At 47.0% G+C, this 19,941-nt stretch carries 18 protein-coding genes; 12 read left to right on the top strand and 6 right to left on the bottom strand.

The window, feature by feature from the left end; translation table 11 throughout:
- Positions 1-5: 5 nt before the first annotated feature.
- The 3 genes from B0H50_RS06985 to B0H50_RS06975 are packed head-to-tail and all read right to left on the bottom strand — an operon-like array spanning position 6 to position 2,911.
- Positions 6-326: a DUF721 domain-containing protein gene (locus tag B0H50_RS06985; protein WP_106198773.1), complete on the bottom strand. Its 321-nt coding sequence runs from the start codon at positions 324-326 to the stop codon at positions 6-8.
- A complete protein-coding gene (locus B0H50_RS06980; protein WP_106198774.1) occupies positions 323-1,108 on the bottom strand; it encodes an MlaE family ABC transporter permease in 786 nt (261 codons plus the stop codon). The genes B0H50_RS06985 and B0H50_RS06980 overlap by 4 nt, the downstream gene beginning before the upstream one ends.
- The gene (locus B0H50_RS06975; RefSeq protein ID WP_233244594.1) at positions 1,109-2,911 is read right to left on the bottom strand and encodes a S41 family peptidase; all 1,803 of its coding nucleotides are present in this window, start codon (positions 2,909-2,911) and stop codon (positions 1,109-1,111) included.
- A gap of 205 nt (positions 2,912-3,116) precedes the next feature.
- Between B0H50_RS06975 and B0H50_RS06970 the strand changes: the two genes are divergently transcribed.
- Both B0H50_RS06970 and B0H50_RS06965 read left to right on the top strand, forming a co-directional pair.
- Positions 3,117-3,482, top strand: a complete 366-nt coding sequence (locus B0H50_RS06970) for an Hsp20/alpha crystallin family protein (RefSeq protein WP_109587473.1) — start codon at positions 3,117-3,119, stop codon at positions 3,480-3,482.
- A gap of 29 nt (positions 3,483-3,511) precedes the next feature.
- Positions 3,512-3,886 (top strand): Hsp20/alpha crystallin family protein, encoded by a 375-nt coding sequence (locus B0H50_RS06965; protein ID WP_106198777.1) that lies wholly within the window; start codon positions 3,512-3,514, stop codon positions 3,884-3,886.
- Between the two features lie 30 nt (positions 3,887-3,916).
- Here B0H50_RS06965 and B0H50_RS06960 read toward each other — a convergent pair whose 3' ends face one another.
- Positions 3,917-4,858 (bottom strand): bile acid:sodium symporter family protein, encoded by a 942-nt coding sequence (locus tag B0H50_RS06960; protein ID WP_106198778.1) that lies wholly within the window; start codon positions 4,856-4,858, stop codon positions 3,917-3,919.
- A gap of 33 nt (positions 4,859-4,891) precedes the next feature.
- Here B0H50_RS06960 and B0H50_RS06955 point away from each other — a divergent pair, with 33 nt between their 5' ends.
- Together B0H50_RS06955 and B0H50_RS06950 are read left to right on the top strand one after the other, a co-directional pair.
- Entirely contained in the window at positions 4,892-6,283 is a 1,392-nt protein-coding gene (locus B0H50_RS06955; RefSeq protein ID WP_106198779.1) for a TrkH family potassium uptake protein, read from the top strand.
- Between the two features lies 1 nt (position 6,284).
- Positions 6,285-6,941 carry a potassium channel family protein gene (locus tag B0H50_RS06950; protein WP_106198780.1) on the top strand — a complete coding sequence of 219 codons (657 nt, stop codon included), beginning with the start codon at positions 6,285-6,287 and terminating at the stop codon, positions 6,939-6,941.
- A gap of 1 nt (position 6,942) precedes the next feature.
- Here the strand turns inward: B0H50_RS06950 and B0H50_RS06945 are convergent, their stop codons facing one another.
- Complete coding sequence (locus B0H50_RS06945; protein WP_106198781.1) at positions 6,943-8,811, bottom strand: HD-GYP domain-containing protein; 1,869 nt, start codon at positions 8,809-8,811, stop codon at positions 6,943-6,945.
- Between the two features lie 50 nt (positions 8,812-8,861).
- Here B0H50_RS06945 and B0H50_RS06940 point away from each other — a divergent pair, with 50 nt between their 5' ends.
- Complete coding sequence (locus B0H50_RS06940; RefSeq protein WP_233244591.1) at positions 8,862-10,706, top strand: ATP-dependent nuclease; 1,845 nt, start codon at positions 8,862-8,864, stop codon at positions 10,704-10,706.
- 47 nt (positions 10,707-10,753) lie between these two features.
- A complete protein-coding gene (locus B0H50_RS06935) occupies positions 10,754-11,920 on the top strand; it encodes a ribose-phosphate diphosphokinase (RefSeq protein WP_106198782.1) in 1,167 nt (388 codons plus the stop codon).
- Positions 11,921-12,056: 136 nt separating this feature from the next.
- Here the strand turns inward: B0H50_RS06935 and B0H50_RS06930 are convergent, their stop codons facing one another.
- Entirely contained in the window at positions 12,057-12,413 is a 357-nt protein-coding gene (locus tag B0H50_RS06930; protein ID WP_109587472.1) for a hypothetical protein, read from the bottom strand.
- Positions 12,414-12,833: 420 nt separating this feature from the next.
- Here B0H50_RS06930 and nhaA point away from each other — a divergent pair, with 420 nt between their 5' ends.
- The 6 genes from nhaA to B0H50_RS06900 all read left to right on the top strand — a co-directional run bounded on the left by nhaA (position 12,834) and on the right by B0H50_RS06900 (position 19,911).
- Complete coding sequence (nhaA, locus tag B0H50_RS06925) at positions 12,834-14,207, top strand: Na+/H+ antiporter NhaA (protein ID WP_233244588.1); 1,374 nt, start codon at positions 12,834-12,836, stop codon at positions 14,205-14,207.
- A 211-nt stretch (positions 14,208-14,418) separates the two neighbouring features.
- Positions 14,419-15,102 (top strand): DUF4956 domain-containing protein, encoded by a 684-nt coding sequence (locus B0H50_RS06920; protein WP_109587471.1) that lies wholly within the window; start codon positions 14,419-14,421, stop codon positions 15,100-15,102.
- A gap of 9 nt (positions 15,103-15,111) precedes the next feature.
- Positions 15,112-16,212 (top strand): HlyD family secretion protein, encoded by a 1,101-nt coding sequence (locus B0H50_RS06915; protein WP_106520012.1) that lies wholly within the window; start codon positions 15,112-15,114, stop codon positions 16,210-16,212.
- Positions 16,209-17,516, top strand: a complete 1,308-nt coding sequence (locus tag B0H50_RS06910; protein ID WP_109587470.1) for a TolC family protein — start codon at positions 16,209-16,211, stop codon at positions 17,514-17,516. Before B0H50_RS06915 ends, B0H50_RS06910 begins: the two co-directional genes overlap by 4 nt.
- Entirely contained in the window at positions 17,513-18,355 is an 843-nt protein-coding gene (locus tag B0H50_RS06905) for a polyphosphate polymerase domain-containing protein (protein WP_100425218.1), read from the top strand. The genes B0H50_RS06910 and B0H50_RS06905 overlap by 4 nt, the downstream gene beginning before the upstream one ends.
- A complete protein-coding gene (locus B0H50_RS06900) occupies positions 18,352-19,911 on the top strand; it encodes a lamin tail domain-containing protein (protein WP_109587469.1) in 1,560 nt (519 codons plus the stop codon). Before B0H50_RS06905 ends, B0H50_RS06900 begins: the two co-directional genes overlap by 4 nt.
- Positions 19,912-19,941 lie beyond the last annotated feature (30 nt).

The following is a 19,941-nucleotide window of genomic DNA, read 5'->3' as shown; positions in this document are numbered from 1 at the left end:
CGAAATTAAACGAATCGGATGTTCTTAACGCACTTCGCGCCAAGGAGTCCATTACACCGTTCAATTATAGCTTTTTTTTGGTATTCCGATTCGGTTTTCCACACGGAATTGGAGGCTTTTAAGACCAAAATAGAGTTCTTTAAATCGATGATTTTTAAATGCTCGGCGAGTTGTTTTCCAAAGAGATTTTCGAAGTTCGCCATGAGAGTAAAAAGGTTCTGTTTTTCGCCGATTTCTCCCGCAGCAAATATCCGCGAAAGAAGCAAACTCGCATGCGTTAAATCCCGCAATTTATGCAGATGCGGACTATTTTCTTCTTGGCTCATACTAATAAAAGTTTTGAAAGCACAAAGCCGCCGATGAGGATGCTCGTCATGCCCGCAACCACTGTTGACTTTGTACTTTTTCCAACGCCTTCGGCACCGCTATGCGTGTTGTAACCGAAGAAGCAAGCGTAACTCGCGATGAAGAATCCGTAAACCGCAGCCTTGATTAAACCGACTGCAAAATCCCAGTCTTCGTAGAACATGCGAACGCCATAAAAGAAAGTCGAAAAGGAAACTTCTTTGTAAAGATAAGCGGTGACAAATCCGCCGACGATACCGATAAAAATGCTGATAATCGTGAGCACCGGAAGCATGACAACGGTTGCGATTAAACGCGGCGCTAACAAAAAACGATACGGATTTAGTCCGAGAACATTATACGCATCAAGTTGTTCTGTAACCGCCATCGTGCCGAGTTCCGAGCACATCGATGCGCCTACGCGCCCTGCGAGAACCATCGCCGTTAAAATCGGACAGAGTTCTACCATCACCGATTTGCCGACCGCCATTCCCACAAAAACAAGCGGAATCATATCGCCGAATTGATACGCCAACTGCCACGCCATAATGGCGCCCGTCGCTAAACTCGCCGCAAAAACCACCGGAATACTTGTAATTCCGGTGATATACATTTGTTCTACAATCGTATGAAAATTGCGGAATGAACTCGGAATCGTTTTGCCGAGTTCCCACATAAAGACAAAATAACCGCGGACCGTGTCAAAGAACTTTCGAACGTAATGCCCGAGGCTCGTTGCCGCAATGTCCAACACCGAAGGCATTTATTTCTTTTTGCCTTTTTCTTTGGTCGGCGCTTTCGTCGGTGCGCTAATCGTCTTCTTGTACAAATCCATATCCGACAAGTACTTGATAGCTTCCTTGACCTGCGCATCGCTTTGAAGTGTAAACGCAGTGCTTGCCGAATCGCCTTGGAAAACAGTCAACAATTCGCGTTTGATTCCGTTCATAATGTATTCGCGGTTTTCGCCGAATTGATTATCGCGGTCTTTTTCAAGGGCTTTGCGAAGCGCATTAACTTCGGCGCTGAGAACTGTATCGGAAAGCGTCTTCGAAGAATCGCCCATAAAATTCTGTTCGCGGATTAAATCTTTTTCGAGAATTTCCAAAGTCGCTAAAGAATTGCTCTTAATCTTTGTAAAATTCGTATCCTTTAAACAGAAATCTTTGAACTGTGTAAAGAGAGAATCGGGAACAACCCAATTTCCATCAACTTTTACGCCTTGCTTTTCTAAACTCGGGCGAATTTTCACCGCATACTTGAAATACATCGCCATGCGTTCTTGCACTTGAACGACCCACGGAATCGGGTCTAATTCAATATCGACGTCAGGTGTGATGCCTCCGCCGCCATACATTTTACGGCCGGCATTGGTAAAGAATGTGTCCACAACAACGGTATCCGCCGAAGCGACAGTGGAATCTTGCGCCGTTTCTGTTTCGTCTTCAAGCTCTTCTTCTTCGCGGATTTTCAAACCTTTAATGCCATTTTCCGGCTTGTTAATGCAGCGTCCGAACGGCAAATAATAAAACGCCGTCGTGAGTTTTAACGCATAACCTTGATTGTCTAACGGGAAAATCGTTTGCACAGAACCTTTACCAAACGAAGTCTTTCCGATGATAAGTCCGCGGTCCCAATCTTGAATGGCGCCCGAAACAATTTCTGCGGCGCTTGCCGAACCTTGGTTCACCAAAACGACGAGCGGAACATCGGGAGAAACGATGCCGTCTTTATGTGCACGGCTTTCGGTCTGCTGAGTCCGTCCACGAGTGCTGACGATGACGTTTCCTTTTTTCAAAAAGAGTTCGCCGATTTCTACCGCTTGGTTGAGAAGTCCGCCCGGATTATAGCGCAAATCGAGGACGAGTTTTTTCATGCCTTGCTTTTGCAATTTCTGAATCGCGCTTACGACTTCGTCGCGGGTCTTTAACGAGAACGATGCGAGTTTAATGTAGCCGATGTCTTCGGAAATCATTCCGCTAAACGGCACCGCATGCACCACAATTTTCGCACGGGTAATTGTAAAGTCCATTAGTTCGGTAACACCTGCGCGAGCAATGCTCACGGTCACATCTGTTCCGACTTTTCCGCGGAGTTTACTCACGGCTTCGTCTAATGTGTAACCTTTCGTGTCTTTACCGTCAATCTTCATAATGCGGTCACCCGCACGAATGCCCAAATTAAAAGCCGGCGTTCCCGCAAGCGGCGAAATCACCGTCAAAATATTATCGCGGAGACTAATCGTAATTCCGACGCCACCGAATTCCCCTTCCGTCGAAACTTTCAAATCTTCGTAATCTTTCGGGGCAAAAACCGCTGTATGCGGATCCAAAATATTCCGCATTCCTTGAATCGCCGATTCCGAAAGTTCTGCCGGATCGACATCTTCGACATACTTCAAATTGATTTCCGAAAGAACTTTGTTCAAGCGCGAAAGTTCTTCGTAAAAATCGCCTGGCGCTTTCTTCTCGTTTTTAGAAGAAGCAGCAAAGACGACGCTTACCGCAATCCCTGCGATAGTAAGAGTTTTAAAAAGGCAATGTGCAAAAGACATTCTAAGTTTCATGTGATAAACATATAAAATTTGCCGCATTCTTACCGAAGGCATTTTTCATTTTGCATCATTTCCCTATTTCGTTTTAAAACTCTTTGTTTGATTTTGAAATACTTCGCCGCATTCTCTTGGCCTTTTTTGCCAAATTTCATCGCTACAGAAAAATTGGCACGGCTTTTGCATAATCATCGGGTGAAAATAAAAAAGGAGATACAATATGTACAACACTCAAATGATTCCGACTCACTTCTTTGGATTAGATAATTTCTTTGACGCCCTCGATGGCAACGGAAAAGCTTGCATGCCGCGCGCTGCTGTCGTCGAAAAAGATGGCGCTTACACTTTGGAAATTGATCTTCCGGGCGTAAGGAAAGAAGATGTAGAAGTCGATGTCGAAGGCGATACTCTCGCAGTCAAGGCTTCTCGTAAGACCGCCACATCTCAGGTGACATACGAACGCACATTCAAACTCGCCGAAGATTTGGATCCGTCTTCTGCCGAAGCGTCTTTTGAAAACGGCGTTTTGAGCTTTAAGCTTTCGAAGAAGCAAGCGGCTGAAAAACGCAAAATCATGATTAAATAAACGGCAATTTTAGAAAAGGAGATTTCATTATGTTTACGAAAAAAATGATTCCGGCAAATTTCTTTGGATTGAATGATTGGTTTGACACATTGAATGAAGATGTGAAGGCTTGCGATTCTTATGTTCCACGCGCAACCGTTTCGGAAAAAGGTGGAATTTACACTTTGGAAGTTGAACTCCCCGGTGTAAAGAAGAGCGATATTGACGTGGACATCGAAGGCGATACTCTTACCATTAAAGCAACGCGTAAGAGCGCAACTTCCGAAATGAAATACGAACGCTCGTTCAAGCTTTCCGAAGATTTGAATGCAGAAAATGCAGACGCTTTCTTGGAAGATGGCATTCTCACATTCAAATTCGTCAAGAAGCAGAGCGCACAAGCCCACAAATTGGTCATCAAATAAAAACGAAAAAAGCGGCGAAAGCCGCTTTTTTTATGCTTCGTTTTTTTGCAGTGTTGGATTTTTATTACTGCGACGAGAACGACTCATCCAACTCAGAACGAGATTTTGCCATACGACATAAAATGTCGGACAAAGAGCAGCGACGGGGCCCGCGTAAAGCTGCGCCACCCAAATGATAAGCATCGTATTCTTTTGTCCCATACTCTGCGAACCTTCAATCGGATGCGATTTCCGTTCACAAAGCCAGCCTAAGAAAAAGAGAAGAACGCAAAGTACAAGAGAAATAATTGCGGTCAGTTGAAAATCTCCAGCGTCCCACAATTTTTTGACGCCCATTAAACGGACATCGTAACTCGCCTTCGAAAGCAAAACGAAAACGTTGAAAATCCAAATGAACATCGTGTATTTCTGTAGTTTCGCAATTTTATCAGCGACTTCGGGATAAAAACTGCGAAGGCCGAGCGCAATCGCCAAAGGAATTGTAATAATCGGTTGAATCGAATTAAAAATTCTCTTGGAAAGGCCTAAAAAATCAAGCTGTTCCATTCCCGCAGGCGGTGGACAAAAATAGCCGAAAATAAATGGAATCGAAAAGCAAGCGATGACGCTTCCGACAAGGAAAATTTTAAGCGCTAAAATCGGATTTCCACCGAGAAGTTTCGCCATCACCGGAGCCGCATTCGCTGGCGGGCAAAGGCAAATGAGCATGCAGCCGAGAACAATCGGCCGCGAAAGTCCAAAAAGTTTTTCGGAAGCTAATAAAAGCCCGCAGAGAAAAAGCCCCGCAAAGAGCGCTCGCATTTCAATTTTAAACGTAAATCCGTGCTGCTGCGGTGGCACTTTCGACACAAAAGTAAGCGCCATCATAAGGCCGATGCAAAAAGGCATCAGCGGAGAAAGCACATGTGCACAAGGCAGTAAAATGCCCAAAAGAATCGCCAGCGGCATCAAAATGGAACGCAGTTTTGCCATAACGCAGCAAAAGTTAGTAAATTGGGGCGATAAATGCTACTGTCGCGGTATAAAGACATTCCGATGACCAAATCGGTCGTCAAAAAGAAATCGTCGAATCCGATGCTATTTCTCATCAAAGCCTATGCGGTTTTGATCGTGCTCGGAACGATTCTTTTAAAGTGTCCTTTTTCACTCGAAAAAGATTTATCCGTCATCGATGCATTTTTTACAGCGACTTCGGCGGTATGCGTTACCGGACTTTCGGTCATCGATATCGGAACTGTCCTATCCCCGACGGGACTTTGGATTTTAGCTGCGCTGATTCAAATCGGCGGTCTCGGTATCATGACATTTTCTACGGCGATTCTTCTTCTCTCAGGAATTCGCCCCGGTTTTAACCAACAAGCGCTTTTCAAATCCGGCTTTACCTCGCAAGATGACATTGAACCGAAGAAAATTTTAATCGCCATTCTTCCTTTTACCTTCGTCATCGAAGGGCTTGGAACGACAGCGTTATTTACGCAATTTGATCATCTCCCGATGGATCAGCGGATTCTTTATTCCGTTTTCCATTCCATTAGCGCTTTTTGCAACGCAGGATTTTCTCCGTTCGCCAATTCCCTCTGCGATTATCAATTCAATCATGTCGTAAACATCGTGACGATGCTCATGGTCGTTGCAGGCGGTATCGGTTTCCTTTCGATGTCCGAAATCAAAAATCTCTTCGACTTTCACACCCGTACGATTCAGAAAATTTCATTGCACACAAAAATTATTTTGCTGACTACGGCGATTATTTCTATTGTGGAATTATTGTTTGTCCTTCTCTTAGAATGGAACGGTGCGCTCGCCGGGCTTGACTTTGGCGAAAAATTGATTTCTGGACTTTTCATTTCGTTTTCTTCTAGAACCGCAGGCTTCAACACATTTGATATGCTCACCCTCCGCGAAACGACGATTATCATTATCATTATTTCGATGTTCATCGGCGCAAGCCCCGGAAGCTGTGGCGGCGGCATTAAAACATCTACAGCCGCTGTGATTGCTATTCTCGGATTTAATCGCCTTCTCGGCCGCGAAAAAACGCAGGTTTTAAACCGCACCATTCCCGAAGAAACCGTGAGCAAATCCGTGCGAATTTTCATCGTTTACATTGTCCTTTCGCTGGTTGGAACATTGATTTTACTTCTCACCGAATATCCGGGCGCTTCGGCGGGCTCATCGGAATCGCACTTGCTTTATGTTTTCTTCGAAGTGACAAGCGCACTTTCGACTTGCGGACTTTCTCTCGGATTAACTCCAGAACTTTCCTCGTTTGGACGCATCTTTATTTGTATTTTCATGTTTGTAGGTCGTATGGGAGCACTGCTCCTCATTTCTGCGGTTGTAAAGAAAAGGGAAACCGGTGCTTGGTATGCAGAAGAAGATATTATGGTAGGTTAAAATGGCAAAGAAGCAATTCATTATCATCGGTCTCGGGAACACGGGAATTTTTCTTTCGAAGCATTTGACAAGCCTCGGCAACGAAGTGCTTGCCGTGGACAATACTCCCGAAAAAGTTCAAGATATTACGCCAAGCGTCGCCCAAGCTGTCGTCGCCGATTCAACGAGAAAGCAGCAACTGGCTGCGCTTCCGGTGACGAAAGTGGATGCGGTCATTAGCTGCATCGGCGCCGACCTCGAAGCATCTCTCCTCACCATTTTAAATTTGCGCGAACTCGGCGTAAAGCACATCATCGCCAAAAGTTCTAGTTCGCAGCACACTTCGATTTTGGAACGTTTCGGCGTCTCGGACATTTTCCAGCCAGAACGCGACATGGCAATTTCTTTGGCTGAGCGTTTAACGCACCCGAATATGCTCGATCGGTTACCGTTCCTCGATGGATTTTCGATTATCGAAATCGTGTGCCCGAATAAATTCAAAGGCAAAACGTTAAAAGAACTCGCCCTCACTTCGAAATACGGCATTCAAATTATCGCCATCCGCGATCCGCTGCAGCCCAAAGCGCTCATCGGAAATTTGGCCGATCACCAATTAAAAGAAAACGATATTTTGTTTGTGCTCGGACCCGACGACGTTCTCGACGATTTGCCGGATTAAATCACGAACGCTTTAACATCCGTTCGATAAGCGGACGATTTTTCAAGAAAGCATTTACCACATCGGGATCAAAATGCGTTCCACTTTCCCCTGCGATAATTTTCATCGCTTCGTTGAGAGAGAACGCATTTTTATACGGACGCACCGACACTAAAGCGTCAAACACATCGGCAACTGCCATAATCCGCGCCGAAAGCGGAATTTCTTTGCCCTTTAATTTTTCCGGATAACCGCGAGAACCGTCCCACCATTCGTGATGACTGTAAGCGATTTCCTTCGCCATTTGCAAATAATCCGAATCGCCCAAATTTTTGGATGCCGCAGCCAACATATCGCGACCAAAAACCGAATGCAATTTCATCTGATCAAATTCTTCGACGGTGAGTTTTCCCGGTTTATTTAAAATCATATCGGACACGCGGATTTTTCCGATATCGTGAAGAGGCGCCGCCACGTAAATTGTATCGACAAATTTATCATCAATTTCTTTTTCAACGCCGTCTTTCTGTAACTGCCGCGCGATGATTTTTGCGTAATTCGCCGTCCGTTGCACATGACCGCCCGTCGTTTCGTCTCGCGTTTCGACCAAGTTGCTGAGAGTCGTAATGATATTCATCTGTAACGCTGCAATCAAATCGGATTGTTCCTTGGATTTTGTAATGTAATGATCGATTTCTTCAACTGCTTTAATAATTGACTTGTGCAAATTTTCAATTTCATTTCCCGTTTGCATCGGGAGCGCGCAAATGCTCGCAATGGATTTTTTACGCCCGACTTTGCTATCGTATTCAAAATTTTCCATTTCCGCTGTGATTTCTTGAATCGGATAAACGACCCGCTGATTGGCAAAGAGAATCGCCGCAAAAACAATGCAGAGCAAAAGTCCGGATAATGTAGAGAAAATTTTTGTGCAAAAAAGAATCACTTCACTTTGAATCGCTTCGGAACTAAACCGCGTGCAAACCGTAAATGCGCCTTCATCGCAGACAACCGACGAATTTTCCATCGGCGGACGATTCCATGTCACCGCAGCAATTTGCGGATATTTTTCTTCTAATTCCGCAATGTATTTTTCAACTGACGCCGAATCCGTTTTCTGAATCGCATCCGAAATAAGATGATTTACCGAATGCGAAAGCAAAGTAAATTCTTGCTGTTTCGTTTCCGTAAAAATTTTATAGCCCACAGCCGTCGCAACAAAAACCGAAGCCAAACATGCAAACGCTAAAAACACGCTCACTTGATGCCGGAGCGATTCCTTCCCCGAATGAAATTTCGGATTTCCGAGAATGATTCGGCCCGAACTCATATCAAAAAAGTGAAAAATTTTCTTCGGCGTCAATTGATAAAGCGTGTACGCGACGAGAACAGAAATCGTTTTATCCGGAACTTCGGTCAAATAGTCCGCGAGAATTTGCGCAAGAACAATCGGAAGGCCGCGACTATGCAAATCCTGCGTAATCGGTGAAACCACATTTTCCGCAATTTCAAAATGATAAAGGAAATACGAAAATAGCGAGCCCGGAATACTTAAAATCATGAGGAAGAGCAAAAGAATCGGCAGCCGGCGAATGCTTTCAAAGGCGCCAAAGCGCGCCGCAATTCCCGTACAAACGGCGATTAAAAAATTGATCGTTCCATAATAAAATGTCGAAGAATCAACGATGCCCCCGATAAAATTCGTCAAAAATCCGACAATCGCACCGGGGCAAAAGCCTCCCAAAGCCGCCACAAAAATTGTCCCAATCGAATCCAAATACAGCGGCAAATGAAAATGCAGAGTCAATTCTGCAAAAATGCGATTAAAAATCAAGCCAAAAGCAATCAGCCCGCAAAGTCCAAGATAACGCTTAATGACAAGATTTCCCATAACATAGATATATATAAAATCTTAAAATAAAGTTCGCTTATCAGGCAAAATTGCGTGTAATCCAAAAATCCCGCAGAAACCAAAAACTTTTTCCGTCTTCGCTTCTCGATTTTGTTTACTTTAAAATCATGGAAGCGTTGCAATTAAAATCGATTACCATTCGAAATCTCCGCTCAATCCGAGAGGAGACATTTCCGCTGAGCGATTTTACCGCTCTCATCGGCTACAATAATGCGGGCAAAACGAATATTCTCATGGGAATTCGTTGGCTTTTGTATCGCTCTTCTCTCAACAATTCTTACTTTGATAATCCAGATATTCCTGTCGAAGCCGAAGGTCTTTTCGGCGGAATTTCGCCCGCGATTTTAGAAAAACTCGAACCCGAACAGCGCGAACTTCTAGCGCCATTTTTAAAAAACGGTGAATTGCGCGTGCAACGTTCGCAGCGCGTCCCCGGCGAAAACGCAGCCGATGTTGAATTTTGGGTTCTCGATTGGGACGCCGCCAAAGGAAAAGGCGAATGGGTAAAAGCTCCATTTGGATTTGAAGAAACATTTTCTCGCATTTTTCCGCCGCCCATTCAGATTTGGGATTTTGAAGGCGATAAAGCATTCGCAAAATTGCTCAATGAAATTTTTAAACCGTTAGAACGTCGCTTGGGCAAAGAATTTAACGAACTCATTCAAAAATTCAGCGCCCTTTTGGATGCGCATAGCGATTCGCGCGCCGAAGAATTTGCATTATTTGAACGCGGGCTCAATCAAAAACTCCGCCCACTTTTTCCCTCTGTCAACGTGCGCTTAGACATTCAAGCGCCGACTCTCAACGCATTTCTTTCGACGGCGCAGCTCAACGTCCTCGACGAAGATGACGGCTTTGAACGCGACATTCAATCGATGGGCGCAGGCTCAAAACGCGCCATCCAAATGGCGCTTGTGCGTTACTTGGACGAAGTAAAAAAGCATCACAACAATCATTACCTCAGCCGCACACTTCTTTTAATCGATTCACCCGAATTATTTTTGCATCCGCAAGCCGTTGAACTTGTCCGCGTCGCCCTCAAAAATCTTTCGCACGAAGGTTATCAAGTCGTCTTTGCAACGCATTCCGCACAAATGGTTACGAGCGAAGATGTGAGCACTTCTCTTCTCATCCGAAAGAATAAAGAACGCGGAACCTTTATGCGCCGCCGTATGGAAGACGCTGTGCATTCTGTCATTACCGATGCGCAAGCGCAGCTGCAAATGCTTTTCTCCCTTTCGAATTCCAACGAGCTTTTATTCGCCGATTACGTGCTTTTAACCGAAGGCAAAACCGAATGGCGCGTTCTCCCGACTCTTTTTGAAAAAATGACGGGACTTTCGTTTGCGCTCATTCGCTGTGCGTTGGTGCATCAAGGCGGCGTAAGCAATACGCGAAAAAGTATGCAAGTATTAGCGGCGATGGATTTACCGGTCCGCGCCATCGTCGATTTGGATTATGCATTTAACAATGCGCAACAAGACGGATTCTTAGCCAAAGATGATCCCGATATCGATTTTTGCAAATCGCTTTTCCGCGAACTTTCTTTGCAAGAACATATTCGTCTAATTCACGGCATTCCGGTGAGCAAAAAATCGCGCATCTCGGCAAGTGAAGCTTACGCGATGATGGCAGCCCTCCCCGAAGCGCGGAAACCGTTAGAAAATATTCACAATAAATTGGCAAAGGTCGGCATTTGGGTCTGGACCCGCGGAGCCATTGAACAGCATTTAGGATTAGATGGGAAAAATGAACATGTGTGGCATCAATTTGTCGAACGCGTTCACCGCGAAGATCCGCATCATTTCCTTCCCGATTACGATAACATCCATTCTCTCTGCGAGTGGATTATCGACGGCGCCAATTTAAATTAGAGAAAATTTTCTACTTTTTTGTTTACTCATCAAAAAGGATTCCTTGGATGCAAGATCGATTCATAGTTACAGGAACCTTTACGGATGATCCGTTTGCTATTGACATGGCTCAATACATCGGACTCCGCGAAGACATCTCCGATACCGTTTCGCTCAAGACCTACGCGAATACCGAATTCTGCCCGCGTTACATGCTCGACGTTTTCGACGACGAAAACATCGGTAAGCGCTTAAAAGGCAAAATCGTTCTTATCTGCTCTTCGACAACTCACGAGTGGAGCCGCAACGATTTAGCTATGCGCGCTTGCATTTTGGCACGTGCCGCCAAAGAAAACGGAGCCGAAAGCGTTGTTTTAATTGAACCGGATTTGTTCTACAGTGCACAAGACCGCGGCGCTCATCGCGTCGGCGATTTAGAAAAAGACCGCCCCGTTTCGGATTTGAAAAAATTCGACGGTCAGCCGTTTACCGCATTACTTTATGCGCAGCTTTTGAAGGCTTCGGGAGTCGATGCAGTCGTTACCGTGCACAATCACTCGGTCAAAGTTCAGAATCTTTACAGCGAAATTTTTGGCGGACACTTCCACAATATGATTCCGACGGAAGTGTATGCCCATTATATTAAGACTTCGAATTTCGTGCAAACCGGAAAAGATGGCGATAACCTCGTCATCGTCGCCCCCGATAAAGGTGCAACTCCGTTTGTAAACGCGATGTTCGATGCGCTCCAACTCTCAAAATGCAAACGCGTGATTATGAGCAAGGTGCGTACAGGCGAACGCGAAGTCAGCATGTCGCTTTCTCCGGATAGCGAAGTGCAGCTGGATTATTTAAAAGGCAAAGATGTCATCGTCTTCGACGATATGGTTCGCACCGGTTCGACGATTGTTCGCTGCTGCGATTACTTGAAAACAGGAAAACCCAACCGCGTTTGTTTCTGCGTTTCGCATTTCAATTCGAGCCCAGAAGCCCGCGAAAAGTTGAACAGCCCTGCTATCGACGAAATTTTGACGACGAACACTCTCCCGGATATTATGAACCGCGACTGCCAAGGTCGTTTGCGTCATAAGCTCACCGTTTTGAAAATCGCCAAGTGGATGTCGCGTTATGTAATGCGTCTCTATGGTGAAGATGACGGTCGCTATGACAAAAACTTCTACAAGGTCGATATGAGTTCAAAGAACCCGCGTTGGCCGCCTCCGCACATGTATTGATTAAAAAAGGCTCGCTTTTAGCGAGCCTTTTTTATTAGAAATGAGTGCGCACGGCTACGCAGTGCTCCGCCTTCGGCAAGTTAGGAATTGAGAGAGAACTTAGAACTGAGAACTTTGATCTTAGAAATGCTAAGCTCTAAACTCTAAGTTCTAAGATCTCATTCCTGCGAGATGCCGTTTTACTCACCAAATGTGTCCTCGCATTTCTGCAAGATGCCATTTTACCCACCAAATGGGGCATTGCACTTTTGAATGGTGGCATTTTTACCACCAAATCTGGCAATTCACTTTTGAAAAGGGCTGTTTTTACTACTAAATCTGGCAATTCACTTTTGAAAAGGGCTGTTTTTACTACCAAATCTGGCAATTCACTTTTGAAAAGGGCTGTTTTTACCACCAAATCTGGCAATTCACTTTTGAAAAGGGCTGTTTTTACTACCAAATCTGGCAATTCACTTTTGAAAAGGGCTGTTTTTACTACCAAATCTGGCAATTCACTTTTGTGAAGAGCATTTGTTGGGCGAAACAGGGCTTTGCACTTTTGAATAGGGACATTTGTTGGGTAAAACGGGGCTTTGCACTTTTGAATAGGGACATTTGTTGGGTAAAACGGGGCTTTGCACTTTTGAATGGTGCCGTTTTACTCACCAAATAGGTCTGGAAGTGCGAATTTTTTAGCGGTTAATTTTGGAAGTTTTCGTGCGAAGCGCCATTTTTAAGAACTTAGAGCGGAGAACTTTGATCTTAGAATTTCTAAGCGCTAAGTTCTAAAATCTCATTCAAAGCCGCACTTCTATAAACAAACCTCATTTTATTCGAAAAAAAGGAATTTGTTCAAAGACAATGCGAAAAATTTGAAATTTAATAGGTGCTTTTTTTATTTTTGGGGTGCTTTCATCAAAAAGGAAAAGCCATGGCAGAAAAAGAAGTCCTCGGAACAGATATGCCGCGTGCGGCAATCGATAAATTTGTAGCTCCGGTTCAGCGATTCCTCAAAGTGGAATCCACTGCGGGCATTGGTCTTATCGTTGTGACATTTTTAGCTCTTCTTTGGGCGAATTTATCCAACGAAACCTATAACGCTTTCTGGCATTTACCATTTGATTTTCATATCGGTTCTTGGAGCTTAGGCAAAGCCCTCGGCGATCACGCTCCGAGCATCGGCTGGCTTGTTAACGATGCGTTAATGACGATTTTCTTCTTCTCTGTCGGCTTGGAAGTGAAAGGTGAAATTGTTCAAGGTGAATTGCACGATGTGCGGAAAGCTTTGCTCCCGATTCTCGCCGCTATCGGCGGAATGATTTTCCCCGCTCTCATTTATCTTATCCTTTGCCCGGGCGAAGCTCATCACGGTTGGGGAATCCCGATGGCTACGGATATCGCCTTTACCGTTGGCTGTATGGCTCTTCTCGGTTCCCGCATTCCGCACGGCTTACGCGTGATGATTTTGACCCTCGCAATTGCAGACGATATCGGTTCGATTATCGTCGTCGCCGTCGGTTATTCGAGCGGCGTCCAATGGAGCGCTCTCGCTATCGCTGCGATTTTCCTTTTCCTCACTTGGCTTTCGTTTAAGGTCGGCATTCGCAATCTCTTTGTCCACGGTGTCCTCGCTATTGTCGCTTGGTTCTGCTTTGTGCAAAGCGGTGTGCACCCGACAATCTGCGGTGTGATTATCGGTCTTTTGACTCCGGTGACTCCGATGGTTGCGAAGACTTATATGGATCGTTTGATTGTAACGGTCGGCGATGCGGTCAAAGAAAACCGCCCGATGACCAATGATCAACGCAAAGAAGTTTTGGATATGCTCGAACGCACTTCGCGCGAAAGCGGTTCTTTGCAAGGCCGTTTGAATACGCATTTGCAACCGTGGGTGAACTTTGTGATTATGCCGCTCTTCGCTTTGGCAAACGCCGGCGTTGTCATCGAACCGAAAGCGATTAGTGCGGTAACTTTCTCTGTCGCTCTCGGTCTTTTAATCGGTAAACCTCTCGGCATTTTCCTCGTTTCGTTTGCAGCGATTAAGGCAAAAATTTGCCGTCTTCCGAATGGCGTCAACTGGCGCATTCTTCTCGGCGGTGGAATGCTCGCGGGTATCGGCTTTACGATGTCGCTCTTTGTCGCAAGCCTTGCCTTTGACGATCCGGCTCACGCCCACTTCCTCGCTGCGGCAAAAGTCGGAATTCTTTCGGGAAGTTTCGCTTCAGCAATTCTCGGCGTCATTTATATGAAGCTGATTTCTAAGCCCTCTGCCGCTGCCGAAGTTCCTGCAGGCCCGACAGAATAATTCCAAAAGTTTACAGAAAAACGAAAATTTTTCAAAGGCGGTGAAAACCGCCTTTTGTATTTTAAAATAAAGTCGATAAAAAGGGCTGAAAACTCCCGTTACTGCGAAATTCTCTGTAAAAATGCGGTAAAAAACGAATGTTAAACTTTTTTTAGGGTGTTTTCTTGTCTGCTTGAAACTAATTTCAAGGTAGCTTAACATTGGAGCTTTTATGCTTGACCTTTTGACCGTTCAGTCCAGTGCTGCTTATCCTACCGTCATCACGATGGTTTATACTTTGCTTCTCGCTTTCGTCTGTTCGACGGCGATTGGTTTTACCTACGAGCACACTTTCCTCGGGCTTTCATATTCGCGAAATTTTGTCCAGGCGCTAGTCCTCAGTTCTGTCGTCGCTGCGACGGTGATGCAAGCCATCGGCGATAACGTCGGGCGCGGGCTTGGGATGCTCGGTGCGCTTTCCATCGTTCGATTCAGAACGAGCTTCAAGGATCCGCGTGATATCATGTTCCTGTTTGCGGCACTCGGCGCGGGCATCGGCTGCGGTGTGTTTGCCTGGGGTATCGCTGCGGGTGGAACCTTTACCTTTTGTGTAATCGCTTTTGTGCTTTCCCGTTCGGGACTCGGTACCAAGAATTTCTTCGACGGTATGCTCCGTTTTGCAATGCCGAATAATTCGGAATCCCGCGCTCAGTTAGAAAAGATTATGCGGGCGAATATCAAGACATTTGTGCTGATTACGATGCGAGAGGTGGACGGAGGAGAACGCATTGATGTAGCCTACCAGGTTCGACTGCGCCGCAAGCGCCCGGCAAATGAAGTGCTGAAGGAGCTGACTCTGGTCCCGGGCATTTCGGACATTCACTTCATGATGCAAGACGCGACGACGGAAGTGTAGGAGGCTATCATGGGTTTCTCTAAAAAATTAGACGAATTGGCAGATCTGAACTCTTCGCGTTTTCATGCAATCGAATCGCACAAGATGCTTATCGCTTGGATTTTTGCGGTCGCGTCGATTATTGCCCTCGGTTATTTTTTCCACGGTCAGAAGATTGTGTTCTCGGGTATTGCGGAAGCTGCGGAAACGACTGTCAGTATGCCGGAAGCGGTAGAAGTCGTGAAAATTCACGTGATTCCTGGTCAGGAAGTTCAGGCGGGCGATACGCTTGTGGAACTCAGCCGTCCGGATCTTGCTGTGCGTATGAACGAGCTTACCCGTGAACTCGACGCTCTCGAAGGCCGTACCAATTTGAATTCGGCGGACATCGATCAGAAGGTGGCGAGCATTCAATCGGATTTGAACATCAAGCGCAATACGATTCTTCTTGAAATTGACAAGCTCAGTCAGCAGTACGAACAGAACAAGGCGATTTCTTCGAAGCTCAAGAGCATTTCGACTTCGATCAAGACAGACAGCTCGAACGGTATTCTGCTTTCCATTCGCAATCTGAAGCAGGAATTGAAAATTGCGGAATCGAATGCCGCTTCCCAGATCCGTCTTCTGCGCGGTAGCAAGGGCCTTGCAAAGTCCAGCAACAAGACAGAAGCCGAAGCGCTCCGCCGCGAAATGGACATCCTGAAGCAGCAACAGCAGGAACTGACGATCATCGCCAAGGAAGGCTGGGTCGTGGCGACTGTGGAAGCGCGTGACGGCGAAAAAATTTCGAGCTACAACCCGATCATCACTTTGACGCACAAGGCGGTGACTCTCGTGCGCGGCTACATCAACGAAAAGGTGTACACCCGCATCCAGGTCGGTGACGCGATCGAAGTGATCAGCGGTTCCGGTGAACGCATGGATGGTGAAGTGCTTGGGATGTCGAGCCGCATCGTTCCGTATCCGATCCGTTTGCTTAAGATGGTCGATATGCCGCTCTACGGTCGTGAAGTGATGATTCGCGTTCCGGACAAGAACGGTCTCCTTCTCGGCGAAAAAGTGACGATTGCGGAAAAAAGCAAAATGCCGAAGATCTTGGAAAACTCTGCGATCCAGGGAGGTCATGAATGAAAACTTTAGCTTGGTGCGGGATTCTCGTGGCATGCGCTGTCGCGGAGCCTCTCACGTGGGACAAGCTCGTTGCGTCTGCGGATGAAGATCCCGTTATTCAGGCTTCGCAAAAGAAGCAGACTGCTATCGGGGGCCGTTCTTGCACCAGACTTTGGGATGATCTCGAGTTTGAATATACGCTCGACGGTTTTGGATTCCTTGAACATGATTTCGAGTTGAAGATCAAGCCGAAGGCGTTTGGCGAAGGATCCGCGGATGAAGCTTACTGGAAGAGCCAGGCGGAGTATCAGCGTGCGCTGATGAACTACGACCGTTCCGCAGTGATGTTTGAACGTTATGAACACGCTCTGCGTTACGTGCTGCGCCAGCAGATCCGTTTGATCCATGAACAGCTCGCTCAGATCGCCGCGGACCGCATTGAAGTCTTGCAGGCGCTGGCGGGTTCTGAAACCTTTCGTTTGCAGGACCTGGTGACGGCGATGGAAGAACAGGCTGCGATCAGTGCAAAGCTCGTGGCGGATTCGAACTCGATGAACGATTCGAAACTCAAGCTCCTTTCGTTTGTGAAGGGATACGATTCCGTTTCGATCGATTCGAATTTTCTTCCGACGATAGATGAGCTGAAGAGTATTCTGAAGGACATGCCGATGGATGCGGAAAAGTACGCCGACGTCGCCGCCGCGAAAGCCAAGTGGCTGGTGAACGAAAAGAAGGCGGGCCAGGACGCGGCCGGTGAACGCAATTTCATATCGAAGATCGGCGTCGGCTACAAGTACGTGCATGCAAAGTACAAGTACAAATGGGTGACGCAGTCCTGCTCTGGTTCTTCTTGCACAGAAGAATGGCAGTTGCAGCGTACTGACGACGACCGCAGAACTCAAGACAAGTTCTATGCTTCTGTCGCTATTCGTTTGCCGTTCTTCTCGGGAAACGACAATTCGAACCTCAAGCGCCAGATTGACGTTCTCGAAAGCGAACGCGACTACCAGGAAGCGAAGCGCGATTTGAGCCAGAAGGTGGAACGCTTGCGTGAAGAAATCCTCGGCCTGATCGCGGAACGCGATGTGCAGCAGAAGTTCGTGGAACAGGTGGACCAGGGCGCGCTCTTCGAAGACTTTGCGACGAAGGCGGGCAACGATCCTCTTCTTCTTTTGCGCGCCAAGGAAAGCTCCTTGCAGAGCCAGCTGAAGATTGTTCAGCTCGATATGGACATCTTTACCATCTACTTGGATATGCTCGACAGAATGGGTGCGCTTGCGCGTACCGATGTGACGAATCATTTGAAAGCGGGACCTGCAAAATGAGTGAAGCGCGCGGATTCAGCCTGCTCGAAAGATTCGAGCTCAAGTATCATATTCCAGTATCGCTCGCCGACGAGATAGGCGAGTTCTTGAAGCCGTACTGTGAAGAGGACTACTATTCCAAAATCACACCGGGTAAATTTTATTGGATTACGAATTTGTACCTGGATTCGCCGCGCTGGACTTTCCTCGGCTGGAAAAAGGCGGGGCTATTGGACCGCTTCAACATGCGCGTCCGCACGTATGGGGAACATCCGGCCGATGACGGCTTTTTTCACTTTGAATGCAAACGCAAAATCGGACGTGTCTGCTACAAGAGCCGTGGAACCATCAAAGGCGTAAATCCTTCCTTTGTCTGGGAACACCCGGAAGAGGAATGGCCGTGCAAAACGGACCAGGACCGCAAATACATCCGCGAATTCTTGAACAAGACGTGGCTGCACAATGCACATCCGAGACTGCTCACGCAGTACAAGCGTCGCGCCTGGTTCGGCACTCGCGAAGAATATTCCCGTGTGACGATCGATATGGGAATGCGCTTCCGCGAAGAAAACGGCTTCGATTATACCGTGAATCCGCAGGAAATGTGGTCTACGGGTATTCCGAGATTCTTCCAAAAGGACTGCAATGCTGTGCTTGAACTCAAATGTCCGGCTTTGCAGGTACCTTATTGGATGCTCGATTTGATTCGTCGTTTTAATTTAAAGCATGGCGCATTTTCTAAGTTCGGAAATGCAGCTGCCGAATGGAAACGCGTTTACGAAAAGCCGAAGGACTTCCGCGATGCGCGCTTCCCATATTTGGCAGGTAACTTTGAAGATTCGAAGGAGATCTTTGCATGAAAAAAATATTACCCTTGGCGGTTTCCGCCGCCATGCTCTCTACGTTTTCCATGACAGCCTGCTCCGAAAGCAGCAGTGGAAAAACGCGTACCGTTTCGATCCCGGCGATGGCCGTGACGGAACTCATGTATCATCCGGCGGACGGCTATCCGGAATTTGTGGAACTCACCCTTTCGGGAACATCCCTTTCCAGCATGTCCAACGTGAATTTGCGTTTGGACGGCGCTGTGGAATTTACGTTCCCCGATGAAGCACTCGACAAGGGTGAAATCATCGTGGTGACGGAAGACTCGGCGCTTTTCCGTGAAAAGTATCCGGATTACAAGGGGCGCCTGTTCCAGTGGGACGCCGGCTTTAAGCTTTCGAACTCGGGCGACGTGTTGGAAGTGAAGCTCGACGGTAAAGGCGACTTTGACGCCCGTTACGACAACAATCCTCCTTGGCCAAGTCTTGCCGATGGCAATGGGAGCTCTCTCGTTTACATGGGAGAAAATCCTGCCTATGCGGAATCCTGGGCGGCGAGCAAGATCGTGAACGGAAATCCGGGTTCGACCGAAGATCCTTATTATGCAACTTCCTCGGTGCGCATCAACGAAATCATGCCGTACCACAGCGACGAAACCGGCTCCTGGATAGAATTTTACAATGCGGGAACTTCGACAACGGACATCAGCGGATGGAAGGTTGTCCGTGCTGACGCAAAAGACAGCGTCCGTTACATTCCGAGCGGAACGACGATTGCGGGTGGCGCTTACCTTTCTTTGCACACGCTCCTGACGGAAGACGGTAACGAGTCAAGCGTTTCTTTTGTCGCCCGCGGTGAAGCGGTTTACCTGCGCGAAGTGCAGGATGGTGAAGTGACCGGTGTGGAATCGGGCATGGAATATTCCGCCGTCCCGACGGGGCTTTCTGCCGGCGTAATCGAACTTTCCGACGGGTCGACCCAGCAGGGAACTTTGCTGAAACCGACTGAAGGCGCTAGGAATTCCGAAATCGATCTCGGACCGATTTACATCAGCGAAGTCTTCTACAATCCGCTCGACGGCGACGTGGAATTCCTTGAAATCGTGAACAAGGGTGATTCGACGGTAACGCTCCACCCCATGCTCAACCTGAGCGACAAAGGCTGGAAAATCGGCGGTGTCGGCTTTGAATTTGGAGAGAACCATACGCTCGAACCAGGTGAAGTCGCAGTTCTTATCCCGTCTTCTTATACGGATACGGACGGTTACACGTCGGTGAGCATTACTGTAGACGAATTCCGCAAAAAGTGGGAAGGCGCGCTTGCCGATTCCGTTCAGGTTTTCCAGTACACGGGTAAGCTTTCGAACCGCGGCGAAAAAATTTCCGTTGAAAATCCTTTGGAAATCGCGAAGAACTTGAAAGATTCTCTCATCGTCTATTATCAAGTTTCCGATGCGATTCTCTATTCGGATAACGGTCTCTGGCCCAAAGAAGCCGATGGCTACGGATTTAGCTTAAACCGCGTCGATTATCGCATTTCAGGCTACGAGCCATCCAACTGGGAAGCCAAAGAGCCAACTCCCGGGAAATAATGCAAAAAATGCTTAACCTTGTAAATTCTC

Origin of the sequence: Hallerella porci (assembly GCF_003148885.1) — a bacterium.
GTDB classification, from domain to species: Bacteria; Fibrobacterota; Fibrobacteria; order Fibrobacterales; family Fibrobacteraceae; genus Hallerella; species Hallerella porci.
This window is presented reverse-complemented; position numbering and strand designations above follow the sequence as displayed.